Annotated in this window: 14 protein-coding genes, 2 tRNA genes and 2 rRNA genes; 15 read left to right on the forward strand and 3 right to left on the reverse strand. The window is 45.6% G+C overall.

Annotated elements, in window-relative coordinates:
- Window positions 1-31 precede the first annotated feature (31 nt).
- The 4 genes from tatA (at window position 32) to hemB (ending at window position 2,660) form a co-directional block, all read left to right on the forward strand.
- The gene (gene tatA, locus VY86_RS10935; RefSeq protein ID WP_021325746.1) at window positions 32-292 is read left to right on the forward strand and encodes a Sec-independent protein translocase subunit TatA; all 261 of its coding nucleotides are present in this window, start codon (window positions 32-34) and stop codon (window positions 290-292) included.
- Between the two features lie 3 nt (window positions 293-295).
- A complete protein-coding gene (gene tatB, locus VY86_RS10940) occupies window positions 296-739 on the forward strand; it encodes a Sec-independent protein translocase protein TatB (RefSeq protein ID WP_046974965.1) in 444 nt (147 codons plus the stop codon).
- A 21-nt stretch (window positions 740-760) separates the two neighbouring features.
- Window positions 761-1,537: a Sec-independent protein translocase subunit TatC gene (tatC, locus tag VY86_RS10945; RefSeq protein ID WP_036846657.1), complete on the forward strand. Its 777-nt coding sequence runs from the start codon at window positions 761-763 to the stop codon at window positions 1,535-1,537.
- Between the two features lie 109 nt (window positions 1,538-1,646).
- On the forward strand, window positions 1,647-2,660 hold the full coding sequence (hemB, locus tag VY86_RS10950) for a porphobilinogen synthase (protein WP_046974966.1): 1,014 nt from the start codon (window positions 1,647-1,649) through the stop codon (window positions 2,658-2,660).
- 49 nt (window positions 2,661-2,709) lie between these two features.
- Here hemB and rfaH read toward each other — a convergent pair whose 3' ends face one another.
- Complete coding sequence (gene rfaH / locus VY86_RS10955) at window positions 2,710-3,198, reverse strand: transcription/translation regulatory transformer protein RfaH (protein ID WP_021325892.1); 489 nt, start codon at window positions 3,196-3,198, stop codon at window positions 2,710-2,712.
- A gap of 223 nt (window positions 3,199-3,421) precedes the next feature.
- Between rfaH and pepE the strand changes: the two genes are divergently transcribed.
- The 3 genes from pepE to fre all read left to right on the forward strand — a co-directional run bounded on the left by pepE (window position 3,422) and on the right by fre (window position 6,476).
- A complete protein-coding gene (pepE, locus tag VY86_RS10960) occupies window positions 3,422-4,147 on the forward strand; it encodes a dipeptidase PepE (RefSeq protein ID WP_046974967.1) in 726 nt (241 codons plus the stop codon).
- A 144-nt stretch (window positions 4,148-4,291) separates the two neighbouring features.
- Entirely contained in the window at window positions 4,292-5,764 is a 1,473-nt protein-coding gene (ubiD, locus tag VY86_RS10965; protein ID WP_046974968.1) for a 4-hydroxy-3-polyprenylbenzoate decarboxylase, read from the forward strand.
- A 10-nt stretch (window positions 5,765-5,774) separates the two neighbouring features.
- Window positions 5,775-6,476 (forward strand): NAD(P)H-flavin reductase, encoded by a 702-nt coding sequence (gene fre, locus VY86_RS10970; RefSeq protein WP_046974969.1) that lies wholly within the window; start codon window positions 5,775-5,777, stop codon window positions 6,474-6,476.
- Between the two features lie 81 nt (window positions 6,477-6,557).
- Here the strand turns inward: fre and fadA are convergent, their stop codons facing one another.
- Window positions 6,558-7,724 carry an acetyl-CoA C-acyltransferase FadA gene (gene fadA, locus VY86_RS10975; protein WP_046974970.1) on the reverse strand — a complete coding sequence of 389 codons (1,167 nt, stop codon included), beginning with the start codon at window positions 7,722-7,724 and terminating at the stop codon, window positions 6,558-6,560.
- An 11-nt stretch (window positions 7,725-7,735) separates the two neighbouring features.
- Window positions 7,736-9,922 carry a fatty acid oxidation complex subunit alpha FadB gene (gene fadB, locus VY86_RS10980; RefSeq protein ID WP_046974971.1) on the reverse strand — a complete coding sequence of 729 codons (2,187 nt, stop codon included), beginning with the start codon at window positions 9,920-9,922 and terminating at the stop codon, window positions 7,736-7,738.
- A 275-nt stretch (window positions 9,923-10,197) separates the two neighbouring features.
- Here fadB and pepQ point away from each other — a divergent pair, with 275 nt between their 5' ends.
- The 8 genes from pepQ to VY86_RS11020 all read left to right on the forward strand — a co-directional run bounded on the left by pepQ (window position 10,198) and on the right by VY86_RS11020 (window position 19,534).
- A complete protein-coding gene (gene pepQ / locus VY86_RS10985; RefSeq protein WP_046974972.1) occupies window positions 10,198-11,532 on the forward strand; it encodes a Xaa-Pro dipeptidase in 1,335 nt (444 codons plus the stop codon).
- Window positions 11,532-12,143: an IMPACT family protein gene (locus tag VY86_RS10990; RefSeq protein ID WP_046974973.1), complete on the forward strand. Its 612-nt coding sequence runs from the start codon at window positions 11,532-11,534 to the stop codon at window positions 12,141-12,143. The genes pepQ and VY86_RS10990 overlap by 1 nt, the downstream gene beginning before the upstream one ends.
- A gap of 38 nt (window positions 12,144-12,181) precedes the next feature.
- Window positions 12,182-13,633, forward strand: a complete 1,452-nt coding sequence (trkH, locus tag VY86_RS10995) for a Trk system potassium transporter TrkH (protein WP_046974974.1) — start codon at window positions 12,182-12,184, stop codon at window positions 13,631-13,633.
- A gap of 23 nt (window positions 13,634-13,656) precedes the next feature.
- Window positions 13,657-14,193 (forward strand): menaquinone-dependent protoporphyrinogen IX dehydrogenase, encoded by a 537-nt coding sequence (gene hemG, locus VY86_RS11000; protein WP_046974975.1) that lies wholly within the window; start codon window positions 13,657-13,659, stop codon window positions 14,191-14,193.
- Between the two features lie 374 nt (window positions 14,194-14,567).
- Window positions 14,568-16,113 (forward strand): 16S ribosomal RNA (locus VY86_RS11005).
- Between the two features lie 69 nt (window positions 16,114-16,182).
- Window positions 16,183-16,259 (forward strand) — tRNA-Ile (locus VY86_RS11010).
- Window positions 16,260-16,385: 126 nt separating this feature from the next.
- Window positions 16,386-16,461, forward strand: a tRNA-Ala gene (locus VY86_RS11015).
- A gap of 162 nt (window positions 16,462-16,623) precedes the next feature.
- Window positions 16,624-19,534, forward strand: a 23S ribosomal RNA gene (locus VY86_RS11020).
- The 16S and 23S rRNA genes sit together here with 2 tRNA genes alongside, the layout of an rRNA operon.
- Window positions 19,535-19,645: the final 111 nt, after the last annotated feature.

The raw sequence follows: 19,645 nt of genomic DNA on the forward strand, positions 1-19,645 counted from the left end.
ATGATCATCCCTGTTAAAGAGGTAAACCAGAATGGGCGGTATAAGTATTTGGCAATTACTCATCATTGCTGTCATCGTAGTACTGTTATTCGGCACAAACAAACTCCGTACTCTGGGGTCTGATTTGGGAGCGTCTATTAAAGGTTTTAAAAAAGCGATAGGGGATGATAATCCGCCTCAGCAAGCTCAGAAAACCAGTAATGATGCTGATTTTGAGACTAAAAACATTGCTGAAAAGCAATCAGCAGCTCAATCTGAATCATCTGAGAGCAAAAACAAAGAGCAGGTATAAACCGTGTTTGACATTGGTTTTAGTGAACTGCTGTTGGTTATGGTCATTGGCTTAGTGGTTCTGGGGCCAGAACGGTTACCTGTGGCAGTCAAAACGGTTGCCGGCTGGATCAGAGCATTACGCTCTTTAGCTGCTAACGTCCAAAATGAGCTTGCTCAGGAGCTTAAATTGCAAGAGCTCCAGGAGAGTCTGAAAAAAGTCGAAGAAGAGGCGGGGCTACAAAATTTGTCCCCGGAATTGAAAGCTTCGATGGATGAGCTAAAAGAAGCGGCTGAGTCTTTGAAAAAGGCATACCAAAATGAGCCTGATGCAGGGAATGTGAAAGCATCAGAAACAGATGAAGTGGCTCAAAAGCCAGCAGCGTCTCAGATTGTGGCTTCGCCTATATCATCTTCTCCGGTGGATGATAAAGCGGTTTCTGAAACGAAGAAAAAAACTTCTGATTAAGTTAATGGTGAACACGAAAACATGGCTGTTGATGATACTCAACCACTTATCAGTCACCTTATTGAACTGCGTAAGCGAATTCTAAACAGTTTACTTACTGTATTAGTGGTTTTTTTAGCATTGGTCTATTTTTCTAACGATATCTATCAGATGATCTCTGCACCTTTGATTAAACAATTGCCTCAAGGTGCCAGTATGATAGCGACGGATGTTGCCTCTCCCTTTTTTACACCAATAAAGCTAACCATTATGGTGTCTATATTCGTATCTGCACCTATGGTTCTCTATCAGGTATGGGCATTTATTGCACCCGCGTTGTATAAGCATGAACGTCGCTTGATGATCCCTCTGCTCGTTTCCAGTAGCCTGCTGTTCTATTTGGGGATGGCATTTGCTTACTTTGTTGTATTTCCGATTGCTTTTGGGTTCTTTGCTAAGACAGCTCCTGTAGGGGTTTTGATTGCAACGGATATTAGTAATTATCTGAGCTTTGTCATGGCATTGTTTATGGCTTTTGGCGTCTCTTTTGAAGTCCCGGTTGCCATTATTTTGTTGTGCTGGAGTGGGGTAGTTACACCCGAATCCCTGAAGAAAAAGCGGCCGTATATTTTGGTAGGTGCTTTTGTTGTTGGCATGTTATTGACGCCGCCGGATGTTTTCTCACAAACCTTACTCGCTATTCCTATGTATCTGCTGTTCGAATTGGGGATTTTGCTTTCCCGTTTCTACACCGGACAGCGCAAACTGGGAGATCGTTCAGAAGAAGAGCAAACATCAGAAGCGAATACGGAAAGGTGATAATAGTAATCTTAACATGTTGTTCTGTAGTGCTAAGATAATTAACTCAAAGTGATAGCATATTAATTAACCCAGCGTCTATGCGCTGGGTTTGAGTTAGGAGAGCTATATGAGCTATGCATTTCCAGGAACTTTCCCTGGTCGCCGTATGCGCCGAATGCGCTGCCATGATTTTTCCCGTCGTCTGGTTGCTGAAAATCAATTAACTGTTAATGATTTAATCTATCCGGTGTTTGTGATGGAAGGCACTAACTGTCGTCAAGAAGTACCTTCTATGCAAGGAGTGTATCGTCTGACAATGGATCTTTTGCTGAAAGAAGCTGAAGAGATTGCCCGACTGGGTATTCCTGTTTTGTCTCTGTTCCCTGTTATTGAAGTAGATAAAAAATCTTTGGATGCGAAAGAAGCTTATAGTCCTGATGGACTGGTTCAACGCACGGTTCGTGCGCTGAAGAATGCTGTTCCTGAATTGGGATTACTGACTGATGTAGCATTAGATCCATTCACTACACATGGTCAGGATGGGATCATCGATCATGATGGTTACGTGATTAATGATGTAACCAAAGAAATTTTGGTCAAACAGGCTCTGTCGCATGCAGAAGCTGGGGCTGAGATTGTTGCACCGAGCGATATGATGGATGGACGTATTGGTGCAATCCGCGAGTTGTTTGAAGTGGAAGGCCATGTAAATACTCAGATTATGGCCTATTCTGCTAAGTATGCTTCGGGATATTATGGCCCATTCCGTGATGCGATCGGTTCAAGTAGTCATCTGAAAGGGGGTAATAAAAAAACCTATCAGATGGACCCGGCTAACAGTGATGAAGCATTGCAGGAGATTGCACAGGATTTGCAAGAAGGTGCCGATACTGTAATGGTTAAACCGGGTATGCCTTACCTGGATGTGATCCGCCGGGTAAAAGACACCTTTGGTGTACCGACCTTTGCTTATCAGGTCTCTGGCGAATATGCCATGCACATGGCTGCGATCCAGAATGGTTGGTTACCGGAGTCAGTAATTATGGAATCCCTGTTATGTTTCAAACGCGCAGGAGCGGATGGCGTATTGACATATTTCGCAAAACAGGTTGCTCAACAGTTATATGATCAGAGGTTTTAATATTTGATTAAAAACGGGTGAATGTGAATTCTGCCCGTTTTTTGTCTGATTAAAGTTTTACAAACTGTTTGTTATCAAGCGCTTTAGGTAATTGTTTATTCAGAATATTCAGTAATAGAATAGAGCGGGTTTCTCCATCAGGCTCATTGTAGATAGCCTGTAATCCTTCAAATATCCCTTCAGTGATTAATACTGTATCACCGGTCACTGGTGTATCTGGTGATACATATTCTTGCTCTGTTGCAGACATGATTTCATTAATAAGCGCGTCCGGTACGATAGCTGGGCGTATACCAAAACGAACAAAATGGCTAACGCCGCGTGTTGAATTGATAGTCGTGGTATGAATAACTTCTGGGTCAAACTGAACAAATAGGTAATTAGGAAAAAGGGGTTCTGTATTCACAGTACGTTTACCGCGAGTGATTTTTTCAATTTTTGCGGTAGGAGTCAGGCAGGCAACATCCTGTCGTTCCAGATTTTCTATTGCTCGTGAAATTTGCCCACGCTTACAGTAGATGAGGTACCAGTTTTCCATGTTTATTTAACCTTGATCCAATGACTATTAAGCATAGCAAAATAGGAAAGGGCATTACAGGAATTATCTCAGTGATAATTGTTTGATGATAGATATTTATTGTTATGAGTAGATACTGCGTTTCTTAGTAAAAAAGCTGTGAGTAATATCATGGTAAACCACGGGCAAAGCGATCAATATAATGCTGGTGATTCTGTCTGCAATTAATATAAGGAAAAGAAAGATGGAAGTATTTCTGCTGAGTAATGGCAAACTTTCAGGTAATCCGAATTGGTTGAGTTATGCCAAAGAGCGGTTAGATGTAATGATTGAGAAACACGATATTTGTTCTGCTGTATTGATTGCATATGCGGTTATTCGAGGTGATCATGAGCAGCGTGCTAAAGAGCTAGGAGAAGCTTTAGGAATAAGGGTAACAAATATTGAACGTTTTAATTCTCCTGTTCAGGCGATTGAGAATGCGGAATGTATTTTGGTTAGTGGCGGAAATACTTGGTTACTGAATCAGCTATTACATGAAAACGGTTTGATTGTACCGATCCAGCGCGCAGTGCGTGAACGTAATATTCCGTATGTTGGTTGGAGTGCGGGTTGCAATGTGGCAACTCCAAGTATTCGTACTACTAACGATATGCCTGTCTGTAACGCTGTTGTCATACCATCCATCGGATTGTTCCCTGTACAAATTAACCCTCACTATATTGATCGCCATATTAGTGGACATATGGGGGAAACTCGTGATGAACGTTTGGCTGAATTCTGTGCAATGAACCCAGAAGAGATAGTGATTGCATTACGTGAAGGTAGTGGTTTACATATTGATGGTGAAGAACTGCGTTATTTTAGTGGTAAGAATGAAGGGTTTAAAATATTCCAACACAATAAATTTTTTCCTGAGCAGTTTGATACCAAAGTATTAGCTAATTGGGTCCCATTGCGTTGTATTTGACTTTGAGGTCGCAAGGTTGAATTAAACCCATTGCTTTTTAGTAAGTTATTGGTTTAGTTTGTAGTCTTGCGATAAAAACATAAAAAAGCTGAGTGGGATAGCTTATAATGTCTTCCCCCTTAAAAACCGGCATGAATGGATAGTATGAAATACCGTGACTTAAGAGATTTTCTGACCTTGTTGGAGCAGAAAGGTGAGTTGAAACGTATCAGTCTCGAAGTTGATCCTTATTTAGAGATGACTGAAATTGCGGATCGTACCCTTCGCGCTGGTGGTCCTGCCTTACTGTTTGAAAATCCCAAAGGTTATTCAATGCCTGTATTGTGTAATTTGTTTGGTACCACTGAGCGTGTTGCTATGGGGATGGGGCAGAAAGATGTTAAGGCTTTGCATGATGTAGGTAAGTTACTGGCTTTTTTGAAAGAGCCTGATCCTCCGAAAGGTTTTCGTGACTTGGTGGAGAAGCTACCGAAATTTAAGCAAGTCCTTAATATGCCGACCAAACGGCTTAATAGTGCACCTTGTCAGGAGCAAGTTTGGGCTGGTGATAATGTAGACTTAACCCGTCTTCCTATAATGCACTGTTGGCCAGAAGACGCTGCTCCGCTAATTACTTGGGGGCTGACAGTAACCCGTGGTCCGAATAAAGAGCGGCAAAATCTTGGTATTTATCGCCAGCAGGTGCTGGGTAAAAATAAACTCATCATGCGTTGGTTATCTCATCGCGGTGGAGCCCTTGATTTTCAGGAATGGTGTCAGGCTCATCCAGGAGAACGCTTCCCGGTAGCTGTTGCGTTAGGTGCCGATCCAGCAACAATATTAGGTGCTGTGACGCCAGTTCCTGACACATTATCGGAATATGCATTTGCTGGGTTATTAAGAGGGTATAAAACAGAAGTTGTGAAATGTCTTTCAAATAACCTGGAAGTACCAGCAAGTGCTGAGATCATATTAGAGGGATATATTGAGCCTGGCGAATTAGCTCCAGAAGGGCCATATGGTGACCATACGGGTTATTATAATGAAATCGATATGTTCCCGGTGTTCACCGTAACGCATATTACTCAGCGTCACGATGCTATTTATCATTCGACTTATACTGGTCGTCCGCCAGATGAACCTGCTGTGCTAGGGGTTGCATTGAATGAAGTGTTAGTACCGATTTTACAAAAGCAGTTTCCTGAAATTGTTGATTTTTATCTGCCGCCGGAAGGTTGCTCCTATCGTCTTGCCGTCGTGACCATGAAGAAACAGTACGCCGGTCATGCCAAGCGGGTCATGATGGGAGTCTGGTCGTATCTGCGGCAATTTATGTATACAAAATTTGTTATTGTTTGTGATGATGATATTAATGCCAGAGATTGGAATGATGTCATTTGGGCAATAACTACACGAATGGATCCGGCAAGAGATACAGTATTAATGGAGAATACTCCAATCGATTATCTTGATTTTGCATCGCCAGTCTCAGGATTAGGGTCGAAAATGGGAATGGATGCAACGAACAAATGGCCGGGGGAGACGCAGAGGGAATGGGGACGCCCTATTTTGATGAATGAAGAAGTGCGTACTCGCGTCAACAAGATTTGGGATGAATTAGATATTTTAGGACCATAAGAGGGAACGCATGACAACACTGAGCTGTAAAGTAACCTCTGTAGAGGCTATTACGGAGACGGTTTATCGGGTACGGTTATTTCCCGATTCTCCGTTCTCATTCCGCGCCGGTCAGTATCTGATGGTGGTGATGGATCAGAGAGATAAGCGTCCGTTTTCAATGGCATCAACACCTTCAGAAAAGAAGTTTATTGAACTGCATATTGGTGCTTCTGAGCTGAATTTATATGCGATGGCTGTGATGGATAAAATTCTGGATCAGAAAGTGATCAATATTGATATCCCTCATGGTAAGGCTTGGTTCCGGCAGAGCAGCACTAATCCGCTGTTATTGATTGCGGGAGGGACGGGTTTTTCTTATACCCGTTCTATATTGCTGACAGCGTTGGAAGAACAACCTGAGCGCCAGATCTCTATTTATTGGGGTGGCAGAGAATCACAACATTTATATGAGCTTGCTGAATTACAATCACTTACAGAGCGTTATCCTAATCTGGTGGTTGTTCCGGTTGTTGAACAGTCGGAGAATGGTTGGTGTGGGCGTACTGGAACAGTGCTCAAAGCGGTATTAGAGGATTTTGGCAGTTTAGCCAATCATGATATCTATATTGCAGGGCGATTTGAAATGGCAAAAATTGCTCGTGAGCGCTTTTGCAATGAGCGTGATGCTTCTGCTGACAACATGTATAGTGATGCTTTCGAATTCATTTAAAATAATAAAAAAACCCGCCCCTGACAGGCGGGAATTACGGCAACAACGACTCAGTTATAATATTTCTTTACAGATAGGTTCTTAATCCATTCTTTCTATAATAGTGGCAATACCTTGGCCTAAACCGATACACATGGTTGCCAGCCCAAACTGAACATCGCGGCGCTCCATTAGATTCAACAATGTTGTTGTAATGCGAGCACCTGAGCAGCCTAATGGGTGCCCGAGAGCGATTGCTCCACCGTTAAGGTTCACCTTGTCATCCATGCGATCCAGCAAATTCAGACCTTTCATGCAGGCAAGTGATTGAGCGGCAAATGCTTCGTTTAGTTCAATTACGCCAATATCATCCAGCTCTAAACCTGCTTTTTTGAGAGCTTTCTGTGTAGCAGGGACAGGGCCATATCCCATAATGGAAGGATCACAACCAACAGCAGCCATCGAGCGGATACGGGCGCGAGGTTTTAGTCCCAGATTTTTAGCATAGCTTTCACTGGTTATCAGCATCGCAGATGCACCATCGGATAAGGCAGAGGAGCTGCCTGCTGTAACCGATCCTGTTATCGGATCGAAGACTGGACGCAGAGCTGCAAGATCTTTCAGATTGGTATCTGGACGGATAACTTCATCGTAATCAAACAGTTTTAGTATGCCATCGGCATCATGACCGTAAATTGGTGATATCTCATTGGAGAATGCACCTGATTGTGTTGCTTGTGTTGCATTTTGGTGAGAACGAAGTGCAAATTCATCCTGCATTTCACGGCTGATATGGTGAATCTTTGCCAGCATCTCGGCGGTTAAGCCCATAACCCCTGCGGCTTTGGCGACACTCAGGCTCATTTTAGGATGGAAATCCACACCATGAGTCATCGGAACATGACCCATATGCTCTACACCACCAATCAGTGTAACATTGGCTTCTCCGGTCATAATCATGCGGGCACCATCATGCAGCGCCTGCATTGATGAGCCGCACAGCCGGTTAACGGTCACAGCGGGCACAGAGTGAGGGATATCAGCCAGTAATGCAGCATTACGGGCAATGTTGAATCCTTGCTCCAGAGTCTGCTGAACACAGCCCCAGTAGATATCATCTACTTTGTGTTTTTGTATTGCCGGATTACGTTTAAATATCTCTTTCATCAGGTGAGCAGAGAGATCTTCAGCCCGGACCTGACGGAATGCACCACCTTTTGAGCGCCCCATTGGGGTGCGGATGCCATCAATAATGACTACATTTTCCATGTTTCCAGACCTCACGCTGTTGTTCCGGTGCTGACAGCAATCGTTGCTGCTGTAGGGTAGTAACTTTCATTACGTTCAGCTTTGGCTTTCAAACCAGGTGGTACCTGATAAAGAGCACCGAGGTGAGCATAATTCTCAGCCATTTTAACGTAATTTGCTGTTCCCATTGTTTCCAGATAACGGAAAACACCACCGCGGAACGGAGGGAAACCAATACCATAAACCAGAGCCATATCCGCTTCTGCCGGGCTGGCAATGACACCTTCTTCCAAACAGCGGACAACTTCGTTGATCATTGGGATCATAGTACGGGCAATGATCTCTTCACCAGAGAAATGATTCTTCGGTTGGCAGATGGTTGCCAACAGTTGATCAGTTTGCTCGTCCTGCTCTTTCTTCGGTTTGCCTTTCTTATCCTGTGTGTACTTATAGAAACCGATACCGTTTTTCTGTCCGTAGCGTTGATTTTCATATAGAAGATCAATAGCATCTTTATAATCACGCTGCATACGATCTGGGAACCCTTGAGCCATGACTGACTGAGAATGATATGCAGTATCAAGACCAATGACATCAATAAGATAAGCGGGACCCATTGGCCAGCCAAATTCCTTCTCCATAATTTTGTCTATCTGGAGGAAATCACCACCGTCACGCAACAACATACCGAAGCCAAGGAGATAAGGGAGCAGCACCCGGTTTACAAAGAATCCCGGACAGTCGTTAACAACAATAGGTGTTTTACCTATTTTGCTGGCGTAAGCAACTACAGTTGAAATTGTTTTTTCAGAGGTTTTTTCACCGCGGATCACTTCAACCAGTGGCATACGATGCACTGGGTTAAAGAAATGCATACCACAGAAATTTTCTGGGCGTTTTAGGGACTTAGCTAATTCTGAAATTGGAATTGTTGAAGTGTTGGATGCCAGAACACAATCTTCATTAACCAGAGTTTCAGTTTCGGAGAGTACAGCTGCTTTGATCTTAGGATTCTCTACTACTGCTTCAATCACTATTTGAGCCTGTCCGATACCGGCATAATTTAATGTAGGTTGAATAGAAGAAAGGGTTCGCGCCATTTTTATGGCGTCAAGACGGCCACGTTCAAACTGTTTGTTCAGCAGTTTTGCCGCTTCATTCATACCTAATTCAAGGGCCTGTTGATTGATGTCTTTCATCATGACAGGAACCCCTTTACGGGCAGACTGATAGGCGATACCACCACCCATAATCCCTGCGCCCAGAACTGCGGCATACTCAGGTGTTGTAACTTCTTTCAGATGTTTTTTCGCCAGCCCTTTTATGTGCTGGTCATTAAGAAAAATACCGACCAAAGCACGGGCAACATCTGTCTGCGCTAGAGGGATAAAGTTGGCGGCTTCCACTTCCAGTGCTTTATCACGGCCAAGTGTAGCGGCTTTTTCTATGGATTTAACAGCGGTAATAGGCGCTGGATAATGAGGGCCGGCAACTTTCATCACCATACCTTTTGCCACGCTAAAACTCATGCCACGTTCAACTTCATTGAGTTTCAAGGGCTCTAACTTTGGCTGGCGTGCTGCTTTCCAATCAAGGTTCCCTGCAATAGCTTGTTCCAACATTGATACTGCAGAATTAATCAGTTTTTCACTAGGGACAACGGCATCAATCAGGCCGTTTTTCAATGCTTCTTCTGCACCAATGTCTTTACCTGCGGCGATGATATCCAGTGCGTTATCAGTCCCGATAAGGCGTGGAAGGCGAACTGAGCCGCCGAAACCAGGCATAATGCCAAGCTTGGTTTCTGGCAGCCCAATGCGCACATCGGGGGAGGCTATACGGAAATCTGTAGACATAACACATTCACAACCGCCGCCAAGGGCATAACCATTTATCGCTGAAATGGTTGGGATGGGTAAATCTTCTATCCGGTTAAAAATGCTATTTGCGAAATCAAGCCACTCTCGCAGTTTTTCTACAGGTGCATCGAATAAAGAGAGAAATTCAGTAATATCTGCACCAACAATAAATGCAGCTTTGTCAGAGCGTAATAAAACGCCTTTTAATTCAGTTTGTTGTTCCAGATTGGCGACAGCCTTATCCAGAGATGCAACAGTTTTGGTATCCAGTTTATTAATAGCGGAGGGGGCATTGAAAACCAGTTCAGCAATGCCATCTTTCAGCCAGCTTACTTGAATTGTTTCACTTTGATAGAGCATGTCGTTCTCCTAAATGAGCGCATACCATCTGGTATGACCAGATAGGCTTGATTGTGGTTATTATGTTAAGTAAATGCAAATGAGTGATTAGTTTTTTGCAAGGGTGATCACAAGTGAGATTTGTATCTCATTGACAATAGTTGTTTTTATATTTTTATAAATAAGGAGTTAGCAGGATCCGATAAATTGGGATGATTTTCGCGTGATACCTGCAAATATCAATGGCTATGATAAGCTAATGGTTCAGCCATAAAATAAAAAAAAGGTCAATTGAAATGGAAAAGTTGGCATCTCTGTACCACGAACACATCTCTACATTGCAACAACGTACTCGCGAAGTACTGGCCCGTAATCAATTGGATGCTCTGCTTATTCACTCCGGTGAATTACAGCGTATTTTCTTGGATGACAGGGACTATCCTTTTAAAGTTAGTGCTCACTTCAAAGCTTGGGTACCCGTAACTAAAGTACCTAATTGTTGGTTATGGGTAGATGGTATTAATAAGCCTAAATTATGGTTTTATTCACCGATAGATTATTGGCACAGTGTAGAACCGTTGCCAACCAGCTACTGGACTAAAGAAGTTGAAATGATTCATCTGGCAAATACCGGAGATATCAATTCAGAGTTAAGTACTTATGTGAAACAGAATGTTGCTTATATTGGTTGTTCACAACCAAGAGCAAAAGAACTTGGTTTTTCTGAACATAATATCAATCCGAAAGCTGTTCTGGATTATTTGCATTTTTATCGTTCATATAAAACAGATTATGAACTGGCCTGTATGCGTGAAGCGCAAAAAACGGCTGTTGTCGGGCATCTGGCAGCTCATGAAGCATTTCAGGCTGGAATGAGTGAATTTGATATTAATATATCTTATCTGATGGCAACAGGTCATCGTGATACAGATGTGCCTTATGACAATATTATTGCTATAAATGAAAATGCGGCTGTTTTGCATTACACCGTATTGCAGCACAATGCACCTTCAGAAGTGCGTAGTTTCCTGATTGATGCTGGCGCTGAATATAATGGTTATGCAGCAGATATCACCCGTACTTATTCAGCAAAAAGTAATAATGAATTCGCTGCTCTGATTAACGATATGAATGCTGAACAAAAAGTGCTAATCAGTACGATTAAAGCAGGAGTTCGCTACACCGAATATCATATTCATATGCATCATCGGATTGCTAAATTGCTGAAAAAACACGGTATCGTGAAAGATATCAGCGAAGAAGCTATAATTGAAAAAGGGCTGACAACGCCATTCTTTCCACATGGTATTGGTCATCCTCTTGGATTGCAGGTCCATGATGCGGCAGGGTTTATGCAGGATGATACAGGTACACATTTAGCAGCTCCGGCCATATATCCATATCTGCGTTGTACCCGTATTCTGGAACCCCGTATGGTGCTAACTATCGAGCCGGGCCTTTATTTTATTGAATCGTTGCTTGCACCTTGGCGTGAAAGTGAGTTCAGTAAGTATTTTGATTGGAATAAAATTGGGATGCTTAAACCATTCGGCGGTATTCGTATTGAAGACAACATTGTTATCCATGAAAATAAGGTGGAAAACATGACTAGGGATCTGCAACTGCCATAATGAAGCCTTATTTGATACCCACAGCTCCAGTGAGTTTGACTGAAGAGATTAAAAAAAGTCGCTTTATTACCCTGCTGGAGCATACCTGTGGGGTAGATGAAGCTAAGGCATTTATCCAGCAAATCAAAGCGCAGTACCCTGACGCCCGGCATCATTGCTGGGCATTTGTTGCTGGTGCTCCGGATGATTCACAACAATTGGGTTTTTCTGATGATGGGGAGCCTTCAGGGACCGCAGGTAAGCCGATGCTATCCCAGCTTATGGGAAATAATATTGGTGAAATAACCGCAGTTGTTGTCCGTTATTTTGGCGGAATAAAATTAGGTACCGGTGGATTAGTCAGGGCATATGGAAATAGTGTCCAACAGGCGCTGAAATTACTGGAAACAAAATATAAGGTTCCACAGAAGATCTGCTCCTTGCAGTGTGAATATGCCCATATCTCTATGATTGAACAGTTATTACAGAAATCAGAGGGGCAGATTATTGCCAGTGAATATGCAGAGAGAGTTACTTTGCGAATTTCACTTCCAGCTACCCTGTTGGGTGAAGTCGGTGATAAATTACGTGATCTAAGTCGTGGTGTACTGTATTTAACACCTGATCTGTAAATATTCTCTGTTAACTGGATTTCTAAGGAACCAGCTGAATGCATTTTCGTGCCATAACCCGTATTGTTGGGCTGCTTGTTATTCTTTTCTCTGTCACCATGATTATTCCAGGGTTGGTAGCTCTAATCTATCGTGATGGCGCTGGGCGTGCATTTAGTCAGACATTTATTTTTGCTTTAGTTATCGGTTTAATGCTTTGGATACCAAACCGGGAACAAAAACATGAATTAAAGCCTCGGGAAGGATTTCTTATCGTTGTTTTGTTTTGGACGGTACTTGGTAGTGTCGGGGCTTTACCTTTCATTTTTTCTGAGCAGCCAAATCTTTCTATTACAGATGCATTCTTTGAATCTTTCTCTGGTTTAACAACAACGGGCGCTACAACACTTATTGGGCTTGACACCTTGCCTAAAGCGATTCTCTTCTATCGGCAGATGTTGCAATGGTTGGGGGGGATGGGGATTATTGTGCTGGCTGTTGCAATATTGCCTCTGCTTGGGGTCGGAGGAATGCAGCTTTATCGGGCTGAAATGCCAGGGCCTTTGAAAGATAATAAAATGCGTCCACGAATTGCTGAAACAGCAAAAACTTTGTGGTTGATTTATGTGTTACTGACAATTGCCTGTGCTCTGGCGTTATGGGCGGCTGGTATGTCAGTTTTTGATGCTATTTCTCACAGCTTTTCAACCATTGCAATTGGTGGGTTTTCTACTCATGATGCCAGTATTGGTTATTTTAATAGCCCAGTGATAAATACTATCATTGCGATTTTTCTGCTGATTTCTGGTTGTAATTTTGGTCTGCACTTCGCGGTGTTAACGGGACGCAGCCTGACAGTGTACTGGCGGGACCCTGAATTCCGTATGTTCATCTCTATTCAATTAGCACTGGTGATTATCTGTACTTTTATCTTATGGCACTATGCTGTTTATAAATCGGGAATGGAGACACTGAACCAAGCTGTTTTCCAGGTTGTTTCAATGGCGACAACGGCTGGGTTCAGTACAGATAGCTTTGCCCGCTGGCCATCATTTTTGCCAATACTGCTGCTGTGTTCTGCTTTTATCGGTGGTTGTGCGGGGTCGACTGGGGGGGGACTGAAAGTCATTCGTATCTTATTGCTATTCCTCCAAGGTTCCCGTGAGTTGAAGCGGTTGGTTCATCCGAATGCGGTTTATACCCTAAAATTAGGGAGAAGAGCATTACCTGAACGTATTATTGAAGCTGTCTGGGGATTCTTCTCTGCTTATGTTTTGGTATTTATCATCAGTTTGTTATTGCTTATCGCCACTGGAGTAGATGAACTTTCTGCTTTTTCTGCGATAGCCGCTACACTGAATAATCTAGGGCCTGGGTTGGGTGTTGTTGCTGATAACTTCACTGCAATGAATCCAGCGGCTAAATGGATATTAGTTATAACGATGTTGTTTGGCCGCTTGGAAGTATTTACTTTGTTAGTTTTATTTACACCGACCTTCTGGCGTGAATAATCTATTGGAAGAAGGATATCGCTATGAACTGCTTATTGCTTTATTCCAGTCGGGATGGGCAGACTAAGAAAATTATTACCCACATTGCTGAGAATCTACACAGAGCAGGGCAGATATGTGATCTCAGAGACTTGGCAACAGCAGAAACAATCGATTTGAAATCTTATGACAAAGTTATGATTGGAGCTTCAATCAGATATGGTCATTTTAGTTCAGCACTGAAGAAATTTGCTATTCGTCATCAACAGCAGCTTAATAAAATGCCAACCGCATTTTTTGGCGTGAATCTGACAGCAAGGAAACCAGAGAAGCGTACACCTGAAACGAATGTCTATGTCCGTAAATTTTTGCTTAATACCCCATGGCAGCCAGATCTGTGTGGTGTTTTTGCTGGTGCGTTACTTTATCCTCGTTATCGCTGGTTTGATCGTGTAATGGTTAAACTGATCATGAAGATGACAGGTGGGGAAACTGATACAACCAAAGAAATTGAATATACCGATTGGCAGCAAGTCGATCATTTTGCTGATGATTTCCTTGGAATGGTGAGTGAAAAATAACTGATTTGTTCTTTTTTTCAGTGTTTAGTTGAAAAAAACCGCGAATGACAGTTTTTTTTAAATAAATGCTTGCCAGCGCCGAAGAACTCCCTATAATGCGCCACCACTGACCGACACAACGCTGATAAAACGTGTGAGGCCAGGCAGAGCAAAGCAAATAAGCGCTTGACTCTGCGGGCGAAAAGCGTAGTATACGCAGCCCGGCTGAACGAGAATATTACTTTTTGTTTCAGCCTGCTCTTTAACAATTAATCAGACAATCTGTGTGGGCACTCACGAGACGGTATCACAAAAAAATACACTAAAGTCTTAAAGAGTGAACAACAGTTAATTCATAACGAATGAACAGTCAGTTTCTTTGAGCATCAAGCTTTTAATCGAAGAGTTTGATCATGGCTCAGATTGAACGCTGGCGGCAGGCCTAACACATGCAAGTCGAGCGGTAACAGGAAAATGCTTGCATTTTTGCTGACGAGCGGCGGACGGGTGAGTAATGTCTGGGGATCTGCCCGAGGGCGGGGGATAACCACTGGAAACGGTGGCTAATACCGCATAATGTCGCAAGACCAAAGTGGGGGACCTGAAAGGGCCTCACGCCCGCGGATGAACCCAGATGGGATTAGCTGGTAGGTAGGGTAATGGCCTACCTAGGCGACGATCCCTAGCTGGTCTGAGAGGATGACCAGCCACACTGGGACTGAGACACGGCCCAGACTCCTACGGGAGGCAGCAGTGGGGAATATTGCACAATGGGCGCAAGCCTGATGCAGCCATGCCGCGTGTATGAAGAAGGCCTTCGGGTTGTAAAGTACTTTCAGCGGGGAGGAAGGATATCGCTTGAACAGAGCGGTATGTTGACGTTACCCGCAGAAGAAGCACCGGCTAACTCCGTGCCAGCAGCCGCGGTAATACGGAGGGTGCAAGCGTTAATCGGAATGACTGGGCGTAAAGCGCACGCAGGCGGTCAATTAAGTTAGATGTGAAATCCCCGGGCTTAACCTGGGAACGGCATCTAAGACTGGTTGGCTGGAGTCTCGTAGAGGGGGGTAGAATTCCATGTGTAGCGGTGAAATGCGTAGAGATGTGGAGGAATACCGGTGGCGAAGGCGGCCCCCTGGACGAAGACTGACGCTCAGGTGCGAAAGCGTGGGGAGCAAACAGGATTAGATACCCTGGTAGTCCACGCGGTAAACGATGTCGATTTGGAGGTTGTTCCCTAAGAGGAGTGGCTTCCGGAGCTAACGCGTTAAATCGACCGCCTGGGGAGTACGGCCGCAAGGTTAAAACTCAAATGAATTGACGGGGGCCCGCACAAGCGGTGGAGCATGTGGTTTAATTCGATGCAACGCGAAGAACCTTACCTACTCTTGACATCCTCAGAATTTGCTGGAGACAGCGAAGTGCCTTCGGGAACTGAGAGACAGGTGCTGCATGGCTGTCGTCAGCTCGTGTTGTGAAATGTTGGGTTAAGTCCCGCAACGAGCGCAACCCTTATCCTTTGTTGCCAGCACGTAATGGTGGGAACTCAAAGGAGACTGCCGGTGATAAACCGGAGGAAGGTGGGGATGACGTCAAGTCATCATGGCCCTTACGAGTAGGGCTACACACGTGCTACAATGGCGGATACAAAGTGAAGCGACCTCGCGAGAGCAAGCGGAACACATAAAGTCTGTCGTAGTCCGGATTGGAGTCTGCAACTCGACTCCATGAAGTCGGAATCGCTAGTAATCGTAGATCAGAATGCTACGGTGAATACGTTCCCGGGCCTTGTACACACCGCCCGTCACACCATGGGAGTGGGTTGCAAAAGAAGTCGGTAGCTTAACCGTTTGGAGGGCGCTGACCACTTTGTGATTCATGACTGGGGTGAAGTCGTAACAAGGTAACCGTAGGGGAACCTGCGGTTGGATCACCTCCTTACCTGAGATGCAGTTGAGTGCAGTGCTCACACAGATTGTCTGATGAAAGAACAGAGTAAATTATCGTAACAGGCTTGTAGCTCAGGTGGTTAGAGCGCACCCCTGATAAGGGTGAGGTCGGTGGTTCAAGTCCACTCAGGCCTACCAAACGCGTTTCCTCTTTGCCATTTTCGAATGCTGCATGACTTATGTGCACGCGCACACTGCGTGATCCGCGTTGAAACTGGCTGCGATGAAAAAGTTTGTATAAAACTGGCGATAATGAATTTGTATGGGGCTATAGCTCAGCTGGGAGAGCGCCTGCCTTGCACGCAGGAGGTCAGCGGTTCGATCCCGCTTAGCTCCACCATACTAATAATAGTTCAGAGCATATTGGCGACAGTATGCTGCGAATTATTTTGCTCTTTAACAATCTGGAACAAGCTGAAAATTGAAACCGTCGATAATATCACCGAGGTATTATTGACCAGTCTCTCAACAATCGGCAATCCGAGACATTTTCGGGTTGTGAGGTTAAGCGACTAAGCGTACACGGTGGATGCCTAGGCAGTCAGAGGCGATGAAGGACGTGCTAATCTGCGAAAAGCGTCGGTAAGCTGATATGAAGCGTAATAGCCGGCGATGTCCGAATGGGGAAACCCAGTGCAATCCGTTGCACTATCGTTTGATGAATTCATAGTCAAACGAGGCGAACCGGGGGAACTGAAACATCTCAGTACCCCGAGGAAAAGAAATCAACCGAGATTCCCCCAGTAGCGGCGAGCGAACGGGGAGCAGCCCAGAGTCTGAATCAGCGGGTGTGTTAGTGGAAGCGTCTGGAAAGTCGCACAGTAAAGGGTGAGAGTCCCGTACACCAAAACACACAAGTTGTGAACTCAACGAGTAGGGCGGGACACGTGGTATCCTGTCTGAATATGGGGGGCCCATCCTCCAAGGCTAAATACTCCTGACTGACCGATAGTGAACCAGTACCGTGAGGGAAAGGCGAAAAGAACCCCGGCGAGGGGAGTGAAAGAGAACCTGAAACCGTGTACGTACAAGCAGTGGGAGCTTCTATTAATAGGGGTGACTGCGTACCTTTTGTATAATGGGTCAGCGACTTATATTCTGTAGCAAGGTTAACCGTTTAGGGGAGCCGCAGGGAAACCGAGTCTTAACTGGGCGCATAAGTTGCAGGGTATAGACCCGAAACCCGGTGATCTAGCCATGGGCAGGTTGAAGGTTAGGTAACACTGACTGGAGGACCGAACCGACTAATGTTGAAAAATTAGCGGATGACTTGTGGCTGGGGGTGAAAGGCCAATCAAACCGGGAGATAGCTGGTTCTCCCCGAAAGCTATTTAGGTAGCGCCTCGTGAATTCATCTTCGGGGGTAGAGCACTGTTTCGGCTAGGGGGCCATCCCGGCTTACCAACCCGATGCAAACTGCGAATACCGAAGAATGGTATCACGGGAGACACACGGCGGGTGCTAACGTCCGTCGTGAAGAGGGAAACAACCCAGACCGCCAGCTAAGGTCCCAAAGTCATGGTTAAGTGGGAAACGAGGTGGGAAGGCTCAGACAGCCAGGATGTTGGCTTAGAAGCAGCCATCATTTAAAGAAAGCGTAATAGCTCACTGGTCGAGTCGGCCTGCGCGGAAGATGTAACGGGGCTAAACCATGCACCGAAGCTGCGGCAGCGACATGAATGTGTCGTTGGGTAGGGGAGCGTTCTGTAAGCCGGCGAAGGCGGCGTCGTGAGGCCCGCTGGAGGTATCAGAAGTGCGAATGCTGACATAAGTAACGATAAAGCGGGTGAAAAACCCGCTCGCCGGAAGACCAAGGGTTCCTGTCCAACGTTAATCGGGGCAGGGTGAGTCGACCCCTAAGGCGAGGCTGAAAAGCGTAGTCGATGGGAAACAGGTTAATATTCCTGTACTGAATGTGACTGCGAAGGGGGGACGGAGAAGGCTAGGCCATCCGGGCGACGGTCGTCCCGGTTTAAGCGTGTAGGTGGGCAGGACAGGCAAATCCGTTCTGCTGCAACACTGAGGCGTGATGACGAGCCGCTACGGCGGTGAAGTGGTTGATGCCCGGCTTCCAGGAAAAGCCTCTAAGCATCAGGTCATATTGAATCGTACCCCAAACCGACACAGGTGGTCAGGTAGAGAATACTCAGGCGCTTGAGAGAACTCGGGTGAAGGAACTAGGCAAAATGGTGCCGTAACTTCGGGAGAAGGCACGCTGGCGGTAGGTGAAGGGCCGAGCGCCCGGAGCTGAAGCCAGTCGCAGAGACCAGCTGGCTGCAACTGTTTATTAAAAACACAGCACTGTGCAAACACGAAAGTGGACGTATACGGTGTGACGCCTGCCCGGTGCTGGAAGGTTAATTGATGGGGTTAGCACGTCAGTGCGACGCTCTTGATCGAAGCCCCAGTAAACGGCGGCCGTAACTATAACGGTCCTAAGGTAGCGAAATTCCTTGTCGGGTAAGTTCCGACCTGCACGAATGGCGTAATGATGGCCAGGCTGTCTCCACCCGAGACTCAGTGAAATTGAACTCGCTGTGAAGATGCAGTGTACCCGCGGCAAGACGGAAAGACCCCGTGAACCTTTACTATAGCTTGACACTGAACATGGAGCCTTGATGTGTAGGATAGGTGGGAGGCCTGGAAGTGTGGACGCCAGTCTGCATGGAGCCATCCTTGAAATACCACCCTTGAATGTTCGATGTTCTCACCCGGGTGCGTGATCCGCATCGGGGACAGTGTCTGGTGGGTAGTTTGACTGGGGCGGTCTCCTCCTAAAGCGTAACGGAGGAGCACGAAGGTTGGCTAATCACGGTCGGACATCGTGAGGTTAGTGCAAAGGCATAAGCCAGCTTGACTGCGAGAGTGACGGCTCGAGCAGGTACGAAAGTAGGTCTTAGTGATCCGGTGGTTCTGCATGGAAGGGCCATCGCTCAACGGATAAAAGGTACTCCGGGGATAACAGGCTGATACCGCCCAAGAGTTCATATCGACGGCGGTGTTTGGCACCTCGATGTCGGCTCATCACATCCTGGGGCTGAAGTTGGTCCCAAGGGTATGGCTGTTCGCCATTTAAAGTGGTACGCGAGCTGGGTTTAGAACGTCGTGAGACAGTTCGGTCCCTATCTGCCGTGGGCGCAGGAAGATTGAAAGGGGCTGCTCCTAGTACGAGAGGACCGGAGTGGACGCACCGCTGGTGTACGGGTTGTCATGCCAATGGCATAGCCCGGTAGCTAAGTGCGGAAGAGATAACCGCTGAAAGCATCTAAGCGGGAAACTTGCCTTGAGATGAGTCTTCCCTTGACGTAAGGTCACGGAAGGAACGTTTAAGACGAAGACGTGGATAGGCTGGGTGTGTAAGTGCAGCGATGCATTGAGCTGACCAGTACTAATGAACCGAGCGGCTTAACCTTACAACACCGAAGGTGTTTTGGTGCGAGAGATGAGAGAGAGATTCAGCTTGTTGAACAGATTGGTTCTGATGGTTGTGCGGCCCGGGGAAACGGGGGCGAGCATAACGGTCG

The sequence above is a fragment of the Photorhabdus thracensis genome (assembly GCF_001010285.1).
GTDB lineage: Bacteria > Pseudomonadota > Gammaproteobacteria > Enterobacterales > Enterobacteriaceae > Photorhabdus > Photorhabdus temperata.